This is a genomic window from Desulfofustis glycolicus DSM 9705, from assembly GCF_900130015.1.
Lineage (GTDB): Bacteria > Desulfobacterota > Desulfobulbia > Desulfobulbales > Desulfocapsaceae > Desulfofustis > Desulfofustis glycolicus.
Genome location: NZ_FQXS01000013.1, coordinates 17717 through 35144 on the forward strand (window position 1 = coordinate 17717; position 17428 = coordinate 35144).

18 protein-coding genes are annotated in these 17428 nt (G+C 57.1%); 8 read left to right on the top strand and 10 right to left on the bottom strand.

The features are described 5' to 3' along the window. From BUC26_RS11500 to BUC26_RS11535, 8 genes are all read right to left on the bottom strand, one after another. The gene (locus BUC26_RS11500) at window positions 1–1518 is read right to left on the bottom strand and encodes a glycosyltransferase family 4 protein (RefSeq protein ID WP_073376162.1); all 1518 of its coding nucleotides are present in this window, start codon (window positions 1516–1518) and stop codon (window positions 1–3) included. After that, window positions 1515–2882, bottom strand: a complete 1368-nt coding sequence (locus BUC26_RS11505) for an ABC transporter ATP-binding protein (protein WP_073376164.1) — start codon at window positions 2880–2882, stop codon at window positions 1515–1517. Before BUC26_RS11505 ends, BUC26_RS11500 begins: the two co-directional genes overlap by 4 nt. A gap of 8 nt (window positions 2883–2890) precedes the next feature. Then, entirely contained in the window at window positions 2891–3631 is a 741-nt protein-coding gene (locus BUC26_RS11510) for an ABC transporter permease (RefSeq protein WP_244155840.1), read from the bottom strand. A 237-nt stretch (window positions 3632–3868) separates the two neighbouring features. Continuing rightward, on the bottom strand, window positions 3869–4816 hold the full coding sequence (locus BUC26_RS11515) for a UDP-glucuronic acid decarboxylase family protein (protein WP_073376168.1): 948 nt from the start codon (window positions 4814–4816) through the stop codon (window positions 3869–3871). A 236-nt stretch (window positions 4817–5052) separates the two neighbouring features. Then, window positions 5053–7155 carry a lysylphosphatidylglycerol synthase domain-containing protein gene (locus BUC26_RS11520; protein WP_073376170.1) on the bottom strand — a complete coding sequence of 701 codons (2103 nt, stop codon included), beginning with the start codon at window positions 7153–7155 and terminating at the stop codon, window positions 5053–5055. Between the two features lie 24 nt (window positions 7156–7179). Next, entirely contained in the window at window positions 7180–7785 is a 606-nt protein-coding gene (locus tag BUC26_RS11525; RefSeq protein WP_084540613.1) for an OmpA family protein, read from the bottom strand. A 13-nt stretch (window positions 7786–7798) separates the two neighbouring features. Continuing rightward, window positions 7799–8164, bottom strand: coding sequence for a hypothetical protein (locus BUC26_RS11530; RefSeq protein WP_143165991.1), 366 nt, complete (start codon window positions 8162–8164; stop codon window positions 7799–7801). 8 nt (window positions 8165–8172) lie between these two features. Then, window positions 8173–8529: a hypothetical protein gene (locus BUC26_RS11535; RefSeq protein WP_073376174.1), complete on the bottom strand. Its 357-nt coding sequence runs from the start codon at window positions 8527–8529 to the stop codon at window positions 8173–8175. Between the two features lie 310 nt (window positions 8530–8839). Here BUC26_RS11535 and BUC26_RS11540 point away from each other — a divergent pair, with 310 nt between their 5' ends. From BUC26_RS11540 to BUC26_RS11555, 4 genes are all read left to right on the top strand, one after another. After that, a complete protein-coding gene (locus BUC26_RS11540) occupies window positions 8840–9709 on the top strand; it encodes a TRAP transporter TatT component family protein (protein WP_073376175.1) in 870 nt (289 codons plus the stop codon). A 260-nt stretch (window positions 9710–9969) separates the two neighbouring features. Further along, a complete protein-coding gene (locus BUC26_RS11545; protein WP_073376176.1) occupies window positions 9970–10995 on the top strand; it encodes a TRAP transporter substrate-binding protein in 1026 nt (341 codons plus the stop codon). Continuing rightward, complete coding sequence (locus tag BUC26_RS11550; protein ID WP_073376178.1) at window positions 10982–11512, top strand: TRAP transporter small permease; 531 nt, start codon at window positions 10982–10984, stop codon at window positions 11510–11512. The genes BUC26_RS11545 and BUC26_RS11550 overlap by 14 nt, the downstream gene beginning before the upstream one ends. After that, window positions 11505–12764 (top strand): TRAP transporter large permease, encoded by a 1260-nt coding sequence (locus tag BUC26_RS11555; RefSeq protein WP_073376179.1) that lies wholly within the window; start codon window positions 11505–11507, stop codon window positions 12762–12764. Before BUC26_RS11550 ends, BUC26_RS11555 begins: the two co-directional genes overlap by 8 nt. Here the strand turns inward: BUC26_RS11555 and BUC26_RS11560 are convergent. Then, window positions 12733–13284 (bottom strand): gamma carbonic anhydrase family protein, encoded by a 552-nt coding sequence (locus BUC26_RS11560; RefSeq protein WP_073376181.1) that lies wholly within the window; start codon window positions 13282–13284, stop codon window positions 12733–12735. The two genes, BUC26_RS11555 and BUC26_RS11560, sit on opposite strands and share 32 nt — an antisense overlap. Before the next feature lie 123 nt (window positions 13285–13407). Here BUC26_RS11560 and BUC26_RS11565 point away from each other — a divergent pair, with 123 nt between their 5' ends. After that, on the top strand, window positions 13408–13776 hold the full coding sequence (locus BUC26_RS11565) for a DUF423 domain-containing protein (protein ID WP_073376182.1): 369 nt from the start codon (window positions 13408–13410) through the stop codon (window positions 13774–13776). Window positions 13777–13802: 26 nt separating this feature from the next. Here BUC26_RS11565 and hpt read toward each other — a convergent pair whose 3' ends face one another. Continuing rightward, window positions 13803–14354: a hypoxanthine phosphoribosyltransferase gene (hpt, locus tag BUC26_RS11570; RefSeq protein WP_073376321.1), complete on the bottom strand. Its 552-nt coding sequence runs from the start codon at window positions 14352–14354 to the stop codon at window positions 13803–13805. Between the two features lie 407 nt (window positions 14355–14761). Here hpt and BUC26_RS11575 point away from each other — a divergent pair, with 407 nt between their 5' ends. From BUC26_RS11575 to BUC26_RS11585, 3 genes are read left to right on the top strand one after another with little or no spacing between them, the layout of a single operon-like run. After that, window positions 14762–15805 carry an AAA family ATPase gene (locus BUC26_RS11575; RefSeq protein ID WP_084540614.1) on the top strand — a complete coding sequence of 348 codons (1044 nt, stop codon included), beginning with the start codon at window positions 14762–14764 and terminating at the stop codon, window positions 15803–15805. A 1-nt stretch (window position 15806) separates the two neighbouring features. After that, window positions 15807–16739 (top strand): DUF58 domain-containing protein, encoded by a 933-nt coding sequence (locus BUC26_RS11580; protein WP_073376184.1) that lies wholly within the window; start codon window positions 15807–15809, stop codon window positions 16737–16739. Continuing rightward, window positions 16736–17428: a DUF4381 family protein gene (locus BUC26_RS11585; protein ID WP_073376186.1), complete on the top strand. Its 693-nt coding sequence runs from the start codon at window positions 16736–16738 to the stop codon at window positions 17426–17428. Before BUC26_RS11580 ends, BUC26_RS11585 begins: the two co-directional genes overlap by 4 nt.

Consider the following 17428-nt stretch of genomic DNA (forward strand, 5'->3'; position numbering starts at 1 on the left):
TCAAGATGGGCGATTAGACGGCCAACCCTTCAATAATCCGGCTAGTTTGCTCTTGATCACGGCCGGCTTCCAGGGCTTGGAAGCGGGTTGCACACACTTTTTGGCAAGTACCCTGTTCAGTTCTTCTTCAGAGAGATTGCTGCATCTGCTTAACGTGTGAAAATCTTCCGCTACTATCGAGGCAATGTCAGCCATGGCATCAAGGCACGTTTGAAGATCCTTCAGGATCAAAGAATTCAGAGGTGACATATCTCTGCGGGAAACAGGATGTTCAAATAATCGAGTCAGCAAACCATTGCCATTTTTAACAATGGCTGCAGCCCGTTTTGACATCGCGGCACAGAGCTTGTCATAACGATCGGGAGGCATATGCACAAGAGACGAAAACAGATCGAACACGTTATCGCTGTCAACGGAAAAATCGACGACCAGGTTAGGGAATTCATCACCGACAACTTCAGCCAAACCTGTCGATTTTGCTACAGCCACCGGACAACCACCGGCCATCGCCTCCAAACAGACGATGCCGAAAACCTCCCAACGGGAGGGAAAAACGCTCAAGGTCGCCTCCGCTATATAGCGCCGTACTTGGTGCGGTTCTACCTGACCGGTAAAATCCACGAAACCACGCAGATGCTGCGGAATGTGCGGAAGCCAGTATTCAAGAAAACTCGTTTGGTAACTCTTGCAAAAAGAATCTCTTCCGACAAAACGAAGAAATGGAGTGCCCTCGGCGGGAGCATGTCTGTAGCGCTGCAAGAATGCCTGCAACAGGCGGTCGGCCCCTTTATGGAAATCAAGCCGCCCGATAAAGAGGATGGTTTTTGATTTCTGCCGATAACCACTGGTCGCCTCAATGTTGGAAAAATCCGGACCGACTATGTTGGGAATAACCGTCTCTGCCAGTTCGAGATCAAGCCTCTCCCGAGTCGCCTCCCAGACCAGGCGAGTCGGGAAAACCGTTCGATCGGCAAACCTGACGCAGGCGTCTTCCATTGCACAGGTCAGCCTGTTCTGTGGATCGTCAAGTTCACTTGCAAACCGGCCTGTCAGCCCGGACTCATAGGCTTTCAAAGCATCATGGGTCGAGCCCTCGACAAAAATAGTGAACACGGTACCAGTGTAGGATCCCGTCTGTTTTTTCAAGAGGCAATGAAACAATTCCGCTCCGAAATCAGCCCCGATCACATGATCGGGACTGCCCGTCTGATTCACTGCGTCAAAAGCGTTTTGAACTGCTGCCGAATAACAGAATTTTTCGTGAGAGACAAGCCCTCCTGAAGGAGAAAAGTTGACGATCGCGTTCTCCTGCAATTCATCAACAAACAAAATGCAGCATCGTGGATAGTTTTTTGAAAAAACATCGAAATTGAAAAACTGATGTTTTTGCGTAAGAAAGGTGATGTCGTTCCCCTGGTTGCTCAGTAAGCGAGCCATAGCTTGAAACTGGGTGCCGATTCCTCCGTAATGGAAAGGCACAATCTCCCGTGTTACGAAAAGAATGGAACGCTTGTTCATTCCACTATCCGATGTGAAAACGAAAACGGGTGCCAGATAAGATAGTAAATAGGGTGCTGGGGGTCGGGCTTTACCTTAAACACGGCTGCCAGTTCTATCAAATCGAGAATTTCCTGGTTTTCAAGGCTGTAGGTATTGTTGACGGTATAGTGAATCGAGTAGGCGTCGGCTGGTTTAAGAATGTTTTCAAACGATATATCAACGACAAGTCGCGTGCCGCTTTTTATCGTATCAAAGGTGTAACCGTACTCCCGAGTTGTGCAGTGCATGATTTCAACGCCCTGCTTGTTTCTGACGATAACACAACAATTAAGCGCATCGAGTTCTTTTTTTGTTTCGATAAATGCTCGAACGGTTATCTTTTCTTTGAAACCGAACGTATCCAAAGGTTCCCCGTTCATGCCGATCATCTCAAGATAGATGACACGGGCATTGCCGGTGCCGTACCGATAGTCCCTGACCCGTTCGGCAAAACTCTTTTCTTTCCCTTTTGCTTCCTGATATCCAATAAGAGACGATGGTTTCTTGTCGGTGCTCTTCTTTTCCGCTGTTACGTCAACAACGCTTGCATTCTTATCGGCTCCATGGATCGGCTGTCCTGGATCTGCTTCGCCTCTCTGGTACTGGTCGTTGCGTAGGTCGCGAAGGTATCTGTCGACAACTTCTATGGCCGGACCAATCGTTTTTATCCTACCGCATTCCAAGTACAGAGCCCTCTCGCACAACAAGGGGACCGACGTTATGTCATGGGTGACATATAGTATCGTTACTCCCTTATCTATCAAACTGCGCATCAGCTTGGTGCATTTCGCCTGGAAATATGAATCACCGACAGATAAGGCCTCGTCAACGATCAGGATATCAGGCTCCACATTTGCCTGGACGGCAAAGGCCAACCTGACAACCATCCCGCTACTGTACATCTTGATCGGTCGATCAATGAAATCGCCAATATCGGCAAAAGATGCGATTGCATCGAACTTTCGATCTATTTCTTCTTTTTTGAAACCGAGAATGGTTGCGTTGAGATAAACATTCTGTCGACCGGTAAATTCAGGATTGAAGCCGGCTCCGAGTTCCAACAGAGCAGAAACCTTACCGTTGACCGAGATGGTTCCTTTGGTTGGCGGGATAATACCGCATATGAGTTGGAGAAGAGTTGACTTGCCGCTGCCATTTTTCCCTATAATTCCAAGAAACTCCCCCCTTTTCACAGAGAAGGAAATATTGTCGAGAGCCTTGAATGGAGTATGTAATTGCTTTTTGCCCGGGCAAAACACTTCAAAAACTCTATAGGAAGGCTTCCGATACAACCGGTACGTCTTCTCGATGTTGTTAACCGATATTGCTGTCTGTCTCGCCATCTTCTACCCTATAGCACATCGGCAAACTGCGGCTTGAGCTTTCTGAATACATACGCTCCGACGAGAAGAGCCAACAGGGTTACCGTCCAAAAGTACACGGTGTACAAGCCGTGGTGCCAAAAAGGCACAAAATTAAGAAAAGATTCTCGATATCCCTGAACAACGTAGTAAAACGGATTGAATTTCAACCAGAATTGGACATCTGATGGCATCATCTTGATATCCCAAAATATGGGCGTTCCCCAGAAACCGACTTGCAAAATGACAACGACGATCTGGCCAGTGTCTCTGACAAAAACGTTCAAAGATGCCACCATCCACGAAATACCTAGGGCCAGCAGTGAAAAGCAGCATAAATAATAGATAAATTGCAAAGAATACAAAGAAAGAGATATCCCTTGGAAAATCAATAGTCCAAGCAGGATCGAAAGGAACACCGCATGAGTTATCAGCCCGGAAAGTAGCTTGATCACCGGCAGAATCTGCGACGGAAAGAGCGTTTTCTTGACCAGATGGGAATTACCAACGACAACAAACGTCGATGATGTGACAATATCCGCGAAACAAAACCATGGGGCAAGGCCAGCGGCAAGCCAAACAACAAAAGGGACATCCCCCATGGGCATTGATTTAAAACCGACACTGAACACGAACCAGAAAACGCAAATCATCACCAGCGGTTTGATAAATGTCCAGACAAACCCGAGGAACGAACCGACATACTGTGCGGCTATTTCTCTTTTCGCCATCGTCCAGATCAAGTACCGATGATGAATGAGTAATCTAGAAAACTTAATGAATCCTTTGAATACCATTGGTGCCGAGTGAAACCTAATAAGGCGGAGTGATCAGTTCTCTATCAGAACAGGGGAACCGATATAGTGTTTGTCTCGAGCCACGATCATTTGACATTTTACACCGGATCAGCAATATGTGCTGTCGATTGCCCAACTGCTCAGCACAATAGCAGCAACACGAAGAACCTGCTAACGGTCCAGCAAATGCTTGAAATAGGCTATCGTCGGCCTAAGTCCCGTCGCCAGGGATATCTTTGGTTCCCAGCCGAGATTCTCCCGTGCCAAGGATATATCCGGGCGTCGTTGATGCGGGTCATCGGCCGGTAACTCTTTGAATATAACTTTCGATTTTGAACCGGTCTGGCGGACGACCATTTCAGCCAACTCCAAAATAGTAAACTCGTTGGGATTGCCGACATTGACCGGCCCGGTGAAACCGTCCTCGCTCTCCATCAACTGGATGAACGCTTCGATCAAATCGTCTACATAACAGAACGATCGGCTCTGGCTGCCATCCCCATAAACGGTGATCGGCTCTCCTTGCAGGGCCTGAACGATGAAATTCGATACCACCCGGCCGTCGTCGAGGTTCATGCGCGGTCCGTAGGTGTTGAAAATCCGGGCAATCTTGATTTTCAACCGGTGCTGGCGATGATAGTCGAAGAACAGAGTCTCGGCGCAACGTTTCCCCTCGTCGTAACAGGCCCGGATGCCATTCGGGTTGACATGGCCCCAATAGGATTCCGGTTGCGGATGAACCTGCGGGTCACCATAGACCTCGGAGGTGGAGGCCTGGAAGATCTTGGCCTTGATCCGTTTGGCCAACCCGAGCATGTTGATAGCGCCGTGCACCGAGGTCTTGGTGGTCTGCACCGGATCGAACTGGTAATGGATCGGTGAAGCCGGGCAGGCAAGATTGTAAATCTCGTCGACCTCGATGTAGAGAGGAAAAGTTACATCGTGGCGAATCAGCTCAAACAGCGGGTTATTCAGCAAATGCAATATGTTCTGTTTGCTGCCGGTGAAGAAGTTATCGATGCACAATACCTCGTGGCCCTGCTCGAGCAACTTTTCACACAGGTGAGAACCGAGAAACCCGGCCCCGCCGGTCACGGCGATACGTTTTTTTGCTATCATGGACGACGGTTCTCCCGCAACATAATTAATTCAGCATGTTCATCAAAACTGGCAGCACATAAACTGCAAAGCATATACTATTGCTCGGGAAAAGGCAAACTCGCAAAAGTGAGGCATGGGGGGCTCCCCTGGTTCTGCCGTCAACAGGATTCTGTCTGCCTCGAACTAGCGTGTCGCCCCCCTCCTGTCCGGGCGGCGTTAATTCCCGCAACCTCCTCGCCAGCACGGGACTCCTTTCACGGGGCAGGCAGGGTCGCTTGCCGGCGGATAAAGATATCCGGCCAGCAGTCGTTGCCGGTGTGGTAGGATAAACGGATCGTCTCTTCGGTCGGACGGTCGATAAACCAGAGAAAGATTTCATAATCGGCCGTATCATGCTCGTGCCCACCGGCGCTGGCGCCGTAGACCATGACGTCGCCGGTGGCCGCCACCCGCGGAAAATATTCATGGCTGAAGTCGCCGTGCGCGTCGAACCATTGCGAGGCTGTCATGGTCTCGGCATCTATTTTGTGTACGGAGGTACCCATTCGGCCGCTGTCGTCGATTTTGTAAAGGTAACGGTCTCCCGGCCCCCAGCTCAACTGGCACCCCTGGCCGACCCGCTGCACGGAACCGTCCGGCTCAACCACAGCGGTCGCCCGGGTCGCCACGCGAAACGTTGCCGCCAGACGATCGCCGGCACTGCTGATATCCGGCGTCTGCAGTTCGGTCTTCGGCGGCACCTCCACCGTTACCCCCGACTGGTAGAGCAGCTGCTCCTCTCCGGTAGCAAGCGTTACCCCCACCACCTGCGTCGCGCCCCGCTGGAAGAAGACCCGCGTGCCGTCCGCCGACCAGGTCGGCACGTTGCCATGTTGGGCGATACGCCGCTCTCTGCCGGTCTTCAGATCGAGCAGCCAGACATCCCAGGCGTAAACGTTTCGCTGGGATACCCATGGTTCGTGGGAGCGGGCAAAGACGATACGCGTTCCATCAGGCGAAATGCGGGGATAATAGTCGGTGTGCGGATGGCTGGTCAGTCTGCGTATCCCCCCGTCCGGCAGCGAAAAGAGATAGAGGTCGTGGCTGCCCGAACGATTTGAACTCCAGACCACGAAGCCGTCCAGAATCTGCAGCGAGGAGAGGTTCGGCAGCACCTCCAGGGCCACCGAATGCCCCTGCTCCGGTGCCCGTATGGCACCGCGTTTTTCGATCCGGCGATACTCATAGGCTAGAAACAACACGGCGCCGGTGAGCAACACCGCCAGGGCCGCAACGATCATCGACCAGCGAGGCCTGCTTGGACCTTCGGCCTCGCCCACGACGGCGGGCAGCACATTTGATTTGAACATGAACAACAACAGGCCGATCGTGCCAAGCAGGTAATCGATGATCTGGCTGATCAAATGCATGGCCAGCATGACCAGCAGAGAGGTGGCTGTGGTCGCACCAAGCGCCACCAGGGCCAGCATGCCAGCCGCCTCATAGGTACCGAACCCCATAAAGGCCGGTACCGGCAGACTTGCCCCGGCCTCGGCCCCGATCAAGGCCGGCAGCACCATCAGGATTCTGGTGGTCAGGTCCGGAAACTGGGTCTGCACCACGCCGACGAAGAGGCAGTACATACCGAGATATTTGACCAACCGGATACCAAGGGACAGCCCGAGCACCCGGCCAATAATGCCGGCCCGCCGGGTATCGCCGAGCGCCTTCTGAATCCTGGCCAGCAGCCCGCTCAGTTTGTCGATGATCCCGCCGGTCGACAACCGCTGCAAGAACCGGATAACAATCGCCAGCGCTGGATAGAGCAGCACGAGCAACACCATGATCAGCAGCGCGAGCAGCACGAGCGCTCCGAGCAGCCAGAGTTGCAATTCGCCGCCAAGCAGCTGCCCGCCGATCAGCAGAAGAATGAGAAGGCCGAGCGCAATCAGGTCAAAAACGAAACAGATCGCCAAAGACGAGATGCAGGCCTGGCCGCTGACCCGGTAGCCGCGATTGAGCATGGCGATATAGGTCAGCTCGCCAAGCCGGGCCGGCAGCATGTCGATGAACATGTTGCGGCTCAGGGTCACGAGCATCAGGTGGAAAAGCGACGGTACCGAGACCTCAGTGGTAGCCAGCAGCACCTGGTAGCGCTGGGCCTGCAGCACGGTCCTGATCAGCGACAGCAGGACATAGAGAAGGGCAAACCACAACGAAAACGACGACAAGACGCCGAGCAGGCGTGCCCAGACGTCGGGTTCGGCGGATGACAAGCTGAAATGGATAAGAACGCCAAGCAACAGCACGGAAACGGCACACGACAGGACGAGCCGCGGCAGAAATCGCCGAACCCCTCCGGATACGAAAAACGTCATAACAGATACTGACTCGTCAATGCGCTACGGAAGCACCAGGTCTGCCCGCCGGTTCATTGCCCAGGACTGCTCGTCGTTGCCGGGAAACAACGGCCGCTGGGAACCGTAGCTGATGGTCTTGATCCGCGCCTCGGCAACACCGAGGTTGACCAGGTAGCGTTTAACACTCAAGGCCCGTAGTTCGCCCAAGGCCAGGTTATAGTCGGTGGTGCCTCGGACATCGCAATTACCCTCGACGACCAGGCGAAGCTGGTCGTTGACCAGCAGATGGGCGCCGCTGCTGGTGAGCTTGTCGATCTGGTCAGCACCGATGGCGCTGCTGTCGAATTCAAAGAAAACCGGATAGAGTGGCGCCGTCGAACGGCCATAAACGGACCGGTATTCATCCGACGTGGTGTCGGGCAGCAGCGGGTTGACCCCGGTCTGTGCCAGCGGTTCGAGATCGCCGGCCGTCACCGAGCCGGTCGTGTCCTGACTGCTCCCCGGCTCCGCTGAGCCGAGCAGATTGCCCTCGGGCTTCATCGATTCCGACACATGACTGGAATCGACGTCCTTTTTCCCGCAACCGGTCAGCGCGAACAGGCACAGGCCAACGGCCAGTGCCGTTTGCAGCATACGTTTCACATTCATGACATCACCCGGATCACTCCGTATTTTTTATCAGCCGGGGGGTCCAAAAGACCTGCCCCTTCTCGCTCACTTCCCGTTCCAAATCGGCACCGGTCCACTCTTTTTCCTGGTCGAGATAACCGCAGCGCATGACCCGCAGACTTAAGGTGTGTTCATCCTCCAGTCGCTCCTCCGGAATCACTTCGATCGTATCCAGCGGTGTCAAGCCGAGATAGATCCAGGAAAGATTGTCCTGGCGATAGATGACATGGGCCCCTTCCGGCTCGGTGTGTACCCTGAAATTAATCGGCTGCTGTGAGGAGCAACCGGCGAGTACTGCAACCAGAACACCGGTGAGCGACAACAACAGCGGCCTGAGATATCTCCCTCTTTTCATCATATTCCTCGCTAGTTCTGGGATTTTTTCTCGAGTTCGACCTGGATATCGACGGCATTGGCCTCGGCATCCGCCGGCGTCTTGTGCTTCCGGTTGATCCAGAACGACGTGATGCGATCGATATAGCCGGGTTTGCGCAACTGAATAGTGACGAATTCCGCTGTATCGGCCTGGCCGGGAAACGATACCTTGACCGGCGTCATGCCCAAATGGCTTTGATCCTTGAGGTTCACGACCTCGGCACCTTCCGGGATACTGCCGATTTTGGCGGCTCCATATTTGTTTGGCGATGCGCAGCCGGACAGCAGGAGCACTGCCGAAACGGCCAGGATGGCACTGAGGGTCACAACAGGATGTCTTCCGAGCATGCGATCTCTCCTTTCCATGGTGGCTCTGCATAATTTCCCTGATAACCTAGCCTGTTTAGCCGTTTTCGTCCATCTCTATTTACCGGTGAGGCAACCGTCGGAGCCGGACTGCGGCCCGGCGGCACGCCCGGTGAGCGAGTAGTGCTGCCGCGGGCTTTCGCTGTCGCGCGCCTCTGTCGAATAACGTTATTCAGGGTAATTGCCGGTAGCGGTCGACGAGTCTTGACGATATCTTTGGAATCGCACATAGTATCGGCAGATCTCCGGCTCCGGATAGCATAGCCGATCCCCTCCATCGAGGAAACAAACCATGACCCATCGCTGCCCGCTGCGTACCACCCTGTTCTGCCTGCTGATCGTCTACGGCCTGCTGTGCGGCGGCTGCGCCTCCATCCTCACCTCGACGGTTATCAAACCGGCAGTCGGCAACCTCCAGCGGCAACAGGATGTCGGCCTGGTCTGCGAGGGGGCCGCCGCCTATCTGCTGATGATCGATTCACTGATCGAAGCAAATCAAAGCAACCGGGATATGCTGCTGCTCGGCGTGCAATCCTATGGCGGCAGCATCGCCGCGCTCGAATCCTGTGGTGCCCCATCCGAACGGTTACACGCCCTGGCCGACAAGGCCAGAACCTACGGTCACCGGCTGCTGGCTTCGCTGCTGTCGTCAGAGAGTGCTCTCACCTCCGGCAGCGAACTAGACCGTGCCCTGGCCGCCCTGAGTCCGAGGGCTGCCCGCGATCTGTTCTGGGGCGCCTACGGCTGGCTGGCCTGGATCGGTCAACAACAGGGATCACCGGCCGCAATGGCCGACCTGGTCGTTGTCGAACAACTGATGAGACGGGTTCTCGAATTGGACGAAACCGTGGAAGCCGGCAGCGCCCACCTCTTCTTCGGCATCCTCTACGGCGCCAAGCCGGCTCTGGCCGGCGGCAATCCCGAGCGGAGCCGCACCCATTTCCAGCGCGCCCTGGAACTCTCCGGCCGTTCCCTGCTGCCGATCCAGACCGCCTACGCGCAAACCTACGCCCGGATGACGTTCGACCGTGCGCTGCACGACGATCTACTCGAGGAGGTACTCGCCTTTCCGCTCGAATCCGCATCGGAAAACACCCTGGTCAACCAGATCGCCAAGCGCAGGGCCCGCCAGCTGCTGGCCGACGATTATTTCGCCGACTGACAGCTTCCAGGATCACAACAAACCGATCACCAACGTGCTGGTGACAGCAGGGCAAATGTTGTATACGTTTGTCAGTGAGCCATTTGCAAAACAATCTTTTCGCCCAAACTCTGCGTTATGCTCAAAATTTTATCCTCGGAATATCATGTATATGCCTGCGGTAAAATTTTTCGCATGCCTTGATTTTGAACGAAAATCTAAGTTTTGCAAAAGGCTCCAGTGACTTGATTATCCCCATCAGCCGACAGGAGCACCCAGTCATGGCACGCTTTGTCTCGCTCGTTCTGACAGTCGTTTTCCTGCTTACCGTTTTCTCGCCCATCCCAGCGACGGCTCAGCAGCTTTTCAAGATCGCCAGCCTGGCCCCGGAGGGATCGGTCTGGGTCGAGTCCTTCAAGGATTTTGCCGCCGAGGTCACCGAGAATACCGGCGGCGAGGTCGATTTCCGCATCTACCCGGGCGGGGTGATGGGTGATGATCGGGCGATGTATCGCAAGATGCGCGTCGGTCAATTGCACGGCGGCGGCTTTACAATGACCGGTATCGCCGATATCGTTGCCGATTTTCGGGTCATGGCGATCCCCTTTCTGTTCCGCTCCTACGAGGAGGTGGACCAGGTCAGTGCTGATCTGCAGCCGCTCTTCACGGAACGTTTTACCGACAAAGGCCTCCGCTTTGTCGCGATGACCGAGGTCGGTTTCATCTACACCTTCTCCACCCGGCCGCGGACCACCATCGATGACCTGCGCCAGGCCAAGACCTGGGCACCGTCCAATGATCCGCTCAGCTCAGCCTTTTTTGAAAGCCTCGGCATCAGCCCGATTTCGCTGAACATCCCCGATGTCTTGTCATCGCTGCAGACCGGCCTGATCGACACCGCGTTCAATTCACTCTACGGCTCGATCGTGCTGCAATGGTTCACCAAGGCCCCGTTTGTCACCGACCAGCCCTATGGCTATGCCTACGGTGCCTTTATCATGGACGGCAAAGCCTTTGCCCGGCTCTCGCCGGAGCAACAGACCATTATCGATAACGCCGCCGCCAATCATTTCCCGGCGCTGATCAGCAAGACCCGGCAATCCAACGAAGAGTCGCGGGCGGTGCTGATGGAGCGGGGCGTCACCTTTGTGCCCACCTCGGAGCAGACCGTGGCCACCTTGGAAAAGCATCGTGACCTGACCATCGACAACCTCGTAAGCCAAGCGTTTTCCGAAGAAATCTTCGCGGCCGTCACCGCCTCGCTGGGCCGGCTGCGCACCGGTGCCGACAGCAATGACGTCCCCTGAACCGCAGGCAGCCACCACCGCTAACCTGCGCGGGGTGCAGCTGCTGATTCGCCTGGAAGAGGCGGTCCTCGCCGCGCTGCTGACCGTCATCATCGTGCTGGCCTGCTACCAGATCTCGCTGCGCTGGCTGACCCAGGGGGGGTTGCCCTGGATCGATCCGTTGCTGCGCTATCTCGTGTTGTGGGGTGGTCTGATCGGCGCTGCCCTGGCCACCGCCCGGGACAATCATATCTCGATGGACCTGGTCGGCTACCTGCTCGGCGACAAAGCCAAGAACTGGCTCGGTCTGCTGATCAATATCTTCAGCACCGTGGTTGCCGCCTTTCTCGTTCGGGCGACGCTGCTCTTTATCCGGAGCGAATTTGAGTACGGCGGCTCCGGCCTGCTGGGCCTGCCCACCTGGGTCTGGAACCTGATCTTTCCGTTGGCCTTTACCGTCATCTGCCTGCATTTTCTGCTCAACGCGCTGCAATCCGTGCGCATCCTGCTGACCGGACCATCAAGCACCGATGAGTAAACTGCTGATTATCTGCTTTGCCCTGATCGGCACGCCGCTGTTCATCGTCATCGCGGCGCTGGCACTTGTTTCCTTTGCGGCGGTGGACATCGACCCGTCGGTGGTAATTATCGAAATGACCCGGCTCGGCGATACGCCGCTGCTCGTCTCGCTGCCACTCTTTATCTTCGCCGGCACGTTGCTCTCGGAAAGTGGCGCGCCGGGACGGATCCTGACCGTGTCGCGGTTGTTGCTCGGTTGGCTGCCGGGCGGACTGGCGGTGGTATCATTGATCGTCTGTGCAGTGTTCACCGCCTTTACCGGCGCCTCCGGAGTAACCATATTCGCGCTCGGCGGCCTGCTGCTGCCGGCGTTGATCGCTGATGGCTATCGCGAGCGTTTTTCGCTCGGCCTGATCACCTCTTCCGGTAGCCTCGGGTTGCTTTTCCCGCCGAGCCTGCCGCTGATCCTCTATGGCGTCGTCAGCGAGACGAGGATCGACCACCTTTTTCTCGCCGGCCTGCTGCCCGGTCTACTCATGCTGCTGCTGCTCTGCGGTTATGCCATCGCCTCGGGCGCCGCAATCACGGGCGGCAGCACTGCGATTCCATGGCGAGAGGCGGGGCGGGTCCTGCGCGAGACGATCTGGGAGTTGCCGCTGCCGGTGATCATCCTGGGCGGTATCTACGGCGGTTTCCTGGTGGTCGGCGAAGCCGCCGCGGTAACGGCACTCTATGTCCTGATCGTCGAAGTCTTCATCTACCGGGACATTGCACTGTCGCGGGTGCCGGCTATCATGGGCCGGTCGATGATGCTCTTTGGCGGCATCATGGTAATCCTGGCCGCGTCGATGGCCTCGACCAATTTTTTGATCGATCAGCAGGTACCGTCCCGCCTGTTCGCCTTCATTAATGCCTATATCGACAACAAGTACACCTTCCTGCTGCTGCTCAATATCTTCCTGCTGATCGTCGGTTCGATCCTCGATATCTTCTCGGCGCTGGTCCTGGTCGTACCGCTCATCCTGCCGATCGCCGCCGGCTACGACGTCAGCCCGCTCCACCTGGGCATCATCTTCCTGACCAACCTGCAGATCGGCTACTGCACGCCACCCGTCGGCCTCAATCTCTTTCTCGCCTCCTACCGTTTCAAGCGGCCGGTTGTCGAGTTGTACCGGGCCACACTGCCGTTTCTCGGCCTGTTGCTGCTGACCCTGCTGTTGATCACCTATTTCCCCTGGCTCAGCCTGATCCTCGTCGATCGCCTCGGTTGAGATCCGCACCGGAAAACAGTTCGGCCAGGTGATTTTCCTTGGTCGTCAGATAGTGCGTGGCCGCCGAACGGTTCTGCTCTTTTTCCTCTTCACGGACCGCACGCACCGCCGTCGCCGGACTGCCCATGATCAGCGACCCGGCCGGATAGTGTTTGCCGGGCGGCACCAGACTGCCGGCAGCGACGATCGAATCGTCTTCGATGACCACGCCGTCGAGCACTACGGCGCCCATGCCGACCAGCACATTGTTGCCGACGGTGCAGCCGTGCAGCACGACATTGTGGCCGACGGTGACCCCGTCGCCGACCGTCAGGCGATGACTGCTCGTGACATGGAGGGTACAGTTGTCCTGGATATTGGTCCGGCGGCCGATGGTGATCTCGTTGACATCGCCCCTGACCACCGAATTATAGAACACCGAACTGTCCCGGCCGATTCGAACCGCGCCGATGACCCGGGCGCCGGGAGCGACAAAGACCCCTTCTCCGAGACGCGGAATTTTCCCCTGATAACGCATCATTGTTGTTTTCCCTGGTTTCTTTTCCCGTTTATCGCACCGGGCCACTCTGTATCCCGTTTTCAGGCCTATTGACTTTGCCCGTTGCCCTGCCCATTGTAGCAGAAAACCACCGAGGAGCGGATCATGACGCAGCTTTTTTTTCGAACCGGGGCCCTGCTGGCCGCGCTGTCCGTCGCGATGGGGGCCTATGCCGCTCATGGCGGCTCGTTTGATGAAATCCGGTCGCTGTGGCTGGAGAAAGCGGTACGCTACCAGATGTATCACGCGCTGGCCCTGATCCTGACAGCCCTTGTCTGTGGCCGGACGGAACCTGCATCCGGCGCTACGGTCCTGGCCGGCTGGTGTTTTATCGGCGGCATCGCATTGTTCTCGGGCAGTCTTTACGTGATGGCGTTTTCCTCTGTCAGTGCCGGACTAATTACCCCGCTTGGCGGCCTGCTCTTTCTTGCCGGCTGGCTGCTGCTGGGCTGGAATGGGCTCGGCAGCCGGTAAACGGTAAACGGTCGGCGGCATACTGCTCATTGTCCCTTGATCAGCGCCGGTTCAAGGACGCCGACATAGGGGAGATTCCGATATTTCTGGGCGTGATCGAGTCCATAGCCGCAGGCGAACTCGTCGGGTATGGTCAGACCGCAAAAATCGATCGGCACCTCGACCAACCGCCGCGACGGCTTGCTCAAAAAGGTGCAGATCTTCAGGGACCGGGGCCGGCGATGGCGGATCAGGCCGATTATCTTGTTGAAGGTGTGACCAGTATCGATGATATCCTCAACCATCAATATATCCTTGCCCTCGATGGACTGGTCGAGATCCATCACCACCTTGACATTGCCGCTGCTGACCGTTCCTGCGCCGTAGCTGGAGACCGTCAGGAAATCGACGACCATCGGCAGCTTGATCTGCCGGACCAGGTCGGCCATGAACATGAACGATCCCCGCAGCAGACCGACAACGACCAGGTCGAGTTGTTCGACGGATTGATAGGCCGCGGTAATTTCCCGGCCAAGACGTGCCACCACTGCCTCAATTTCCTGCTCGGAAATCAAGACACGCTCTATCCCGTGCTCCATGCCCAACTCCTCGCCAACGTCCTGGGGACCGGGCCGTTTGCCGACGCCACTGCCGGTCTGCCGCCATCCCGCTGTATTCATTTCCCGGCAAGATTACAACATTGTAATGTTTCGGCAAGGTTTTCGTAATAGAGCTGGTTTATGGTAACTGTATCGTGGCCGTTAGGGCTGGTCGGATCTCCCTCCGGCTGCTGCGCTGCGGCCTATTCGGCTGGACTCCGAGGCCGGCAGACAGGCCATCCATGGCCTGGCCGCCGGCGGCGGACGTCCTGTCCGCCGCCCTTCGGGCCTGATTCTCCGTCCTGCCGGGCCTCCGCGATGCAGCCTCCGGGAGAACCAACCAGCCCGGGGAACCCATAACGAGCGGGGACAGGTTTTAACCTGTCCCCCATGAATCGAAATTGAAAATGTTTACAGAACCTGAACAGACCCAGCCGCAGACCGGCAACACCCGAGAAGCCGTCTACCGGACGGTCCAGGAGACCACTGCCCGCATTGCCGCAGCATCATCCTGGCTGGCACCACTGCAGGCGGAATTGCGCAAAGCGGTGATCGGCCAGGACCACCTGATCCAACGCTTGCTCGTCGGCCTGTTGACCGGCGGCCATATCCTGCTCGAAGGGGTGCCGGGACTGGCCAAGACGCTGGCCGTCAAGTCCCTGGCCCGGGCGATCCACACCGACTTCAAACGAATTCAGTTCACGCCGGACCTGCTGCCGGCCGATATCATCGGTACCGAGATCTACAACCCGCGCGATACCGCCTTCGAGGTCAAGCAGGGACCGATCTTTTCATCGCTGATCCTGGCCGACGAAATCAATCGGGCCCCGGCCAAAGTGCAGTCGGCATTGCTCGAAGCGATGCAGGAAAAAGAGGTGACCATCGGCGACACCACCTATCGGCTGCCCGACCTGTTCCTGGTTCTGGCCACCCAGAACCCGATCGAACAGGAAGGCACCTACCCGTTGCCAGAGGCCCAGGTCGACCGCTTCATGCTCAAGGTGACCATCTCCTATCCGACTCCTGCCGAGGAGCGGCGCATTATCGATCTGCGCGATCATGCCGACTCCCGGGTCGAGGTTCGTCCGGTGACGACCTCGGCCGATATCCTGGCGGCCCGGACCGTGGTCGATGCCGTCTACCTGGACGACAAGGTCAAGGACTATATTGTCTCACTGGTCTGCGCCAGCCGTGATCCGGCCGCCTACGGTCTCGAACTGGCACACTATATCGAGTCGGGCGCCTCCCCACGGGCCACCCTGAATCTCAAGGAAGTGTCCCGTAGCCTGGCCTTTCTCGCCGGCCGCGGCTTCGTCACGCCGGACGACGTCAAAGAGGCGGCGTCCGACGTGATGCGCCACCGGATCCGACCCAGCTATGAAGCCGAAGCCGAGTCGATCACCAGTGACGACCTGATCCGCACCATTCTCGACACCGTGCCGGTTCCCTGAGATGTCCGCCGCCCCGACCATCGATCCTCGCAAGACATCGGAAATTCTGAGCAAGGTCAGGCAGATCGAAGTCCGTACCCGCCGCCTGGTGACCGACAGCCTGGCCGGCACCTACCAGTCCGTATTCCGCGGTAGTGGCATGAATTTCGACGAGGTCAGGGCCTACGTGAGCGGCGACGAGATTCGTTCCATCGACTGGAACGTCACCGCCCGGACCGGGACACCGCACGTCAAGAAATTCGTCGAGGAGCGGGAGCTGACCATCATGCTGCTGATCGACATCAGCGGCAGCGGCGACTTCGGTTCGACGAGCTGGTCCAAACGGGAAATGATGGCCGAACTCGGCTCGGTGCTGGCCTTTTCGGCGGTGCGTAACAACGACAAGGTCGGCCTGGTGCTGTTCAGCGACTTCGTCGAACTCTATATCCCGCCGGCCAAAGGCCGCTCCCACATCCTGCGGGTGATCAGAGAGATCCTCTATCACCGGCCCCGCAGTCGGCAGACCAAGTTAACGGCGCCGCTCGATTTCATGGTCGAGGTGCGCAAACGCAAAGCCGTCACCTTTCTGATCTCCGACTTCTGTCTGGACGGCGATTATGAAGAGCGGCTGGCCGAGCTGCGCGCCAAATTGCAGCTGTGCAACCGCCGTCACGACCTGATTGCCGTGGTAGTCAGTGACCCACGCGAGCACGAGCTGACGGATTGCGGCTGTCTGACCATCGAGGATGCGGAAACCGGCCGCCAGGTGGAAATCGATACCGCCGATCCCGCCGTTCGCCGCGGCTGGCGGGAACTGGCCGCCGATCGCGCCGGCAAGCTGTCGCGGATGCTCGGCGGTGCCGGCATCGATACCCTGTCACTGAGTACCGACGGCTCTTACATCGGACCGTTGTTATCATTTTTCGGAGCCCGGAAACGGAGGCTGGCCAGATGATGAACCAATCCGGAACTCATCTCTCTCTCCTTCTCATTTCTGCCGTATCATTCCTCCCTCCGGATCATCATCGGGCCGGCCTTCCCCGGGCTCCGAAAAAGACCGTGTCGGCAATCGGCCTGGCCCTGGCCGCGCCGGCCGAAACGACCGGCTTGGTCGATATCTACCCGCCGCTTCCCCTGGCCGACCAGCCGCCCTATCTGCTGCTCGCCATCCTGCTGCTGGCCGTTATCGTTCTTGCCGCCGTACTGGTTCTGTTCCTGCGCCGCCGGCGATCCTCCCCGCCGCCCAACCCGGACCCGGCCGCCGAAGCACTGGCCGAACTCAGCGACGCCCAGCGACTGCTGACGGGCAGTGAACCCGGCCGTCATGCGACGTATGCGGAGACGGTGTCTTCAATCCTGCGCCGCTATGTCGAGCTCCGCTTCAACCTCAGCGCCACCCGCCGTACCACGGAAGAGTTTCTCGGCAGTCTGGAGGCAGTCCTCGAGCATGGTGATAGCGAGAGAAGACAGGATAGGTTGCCACCAAACAACTATCGTGACGACCTGCACCACTGCCTGCAACTATGCGATCTGGTGAAATTTGCCGGACTTTCGCCGGAGCCGGCCGGCGTCGATCAACTCACCCGGACCGTTCGCTCATTCATCGAAACGACGGGGGACCGGACAACACCAGCGGAGGTCTGA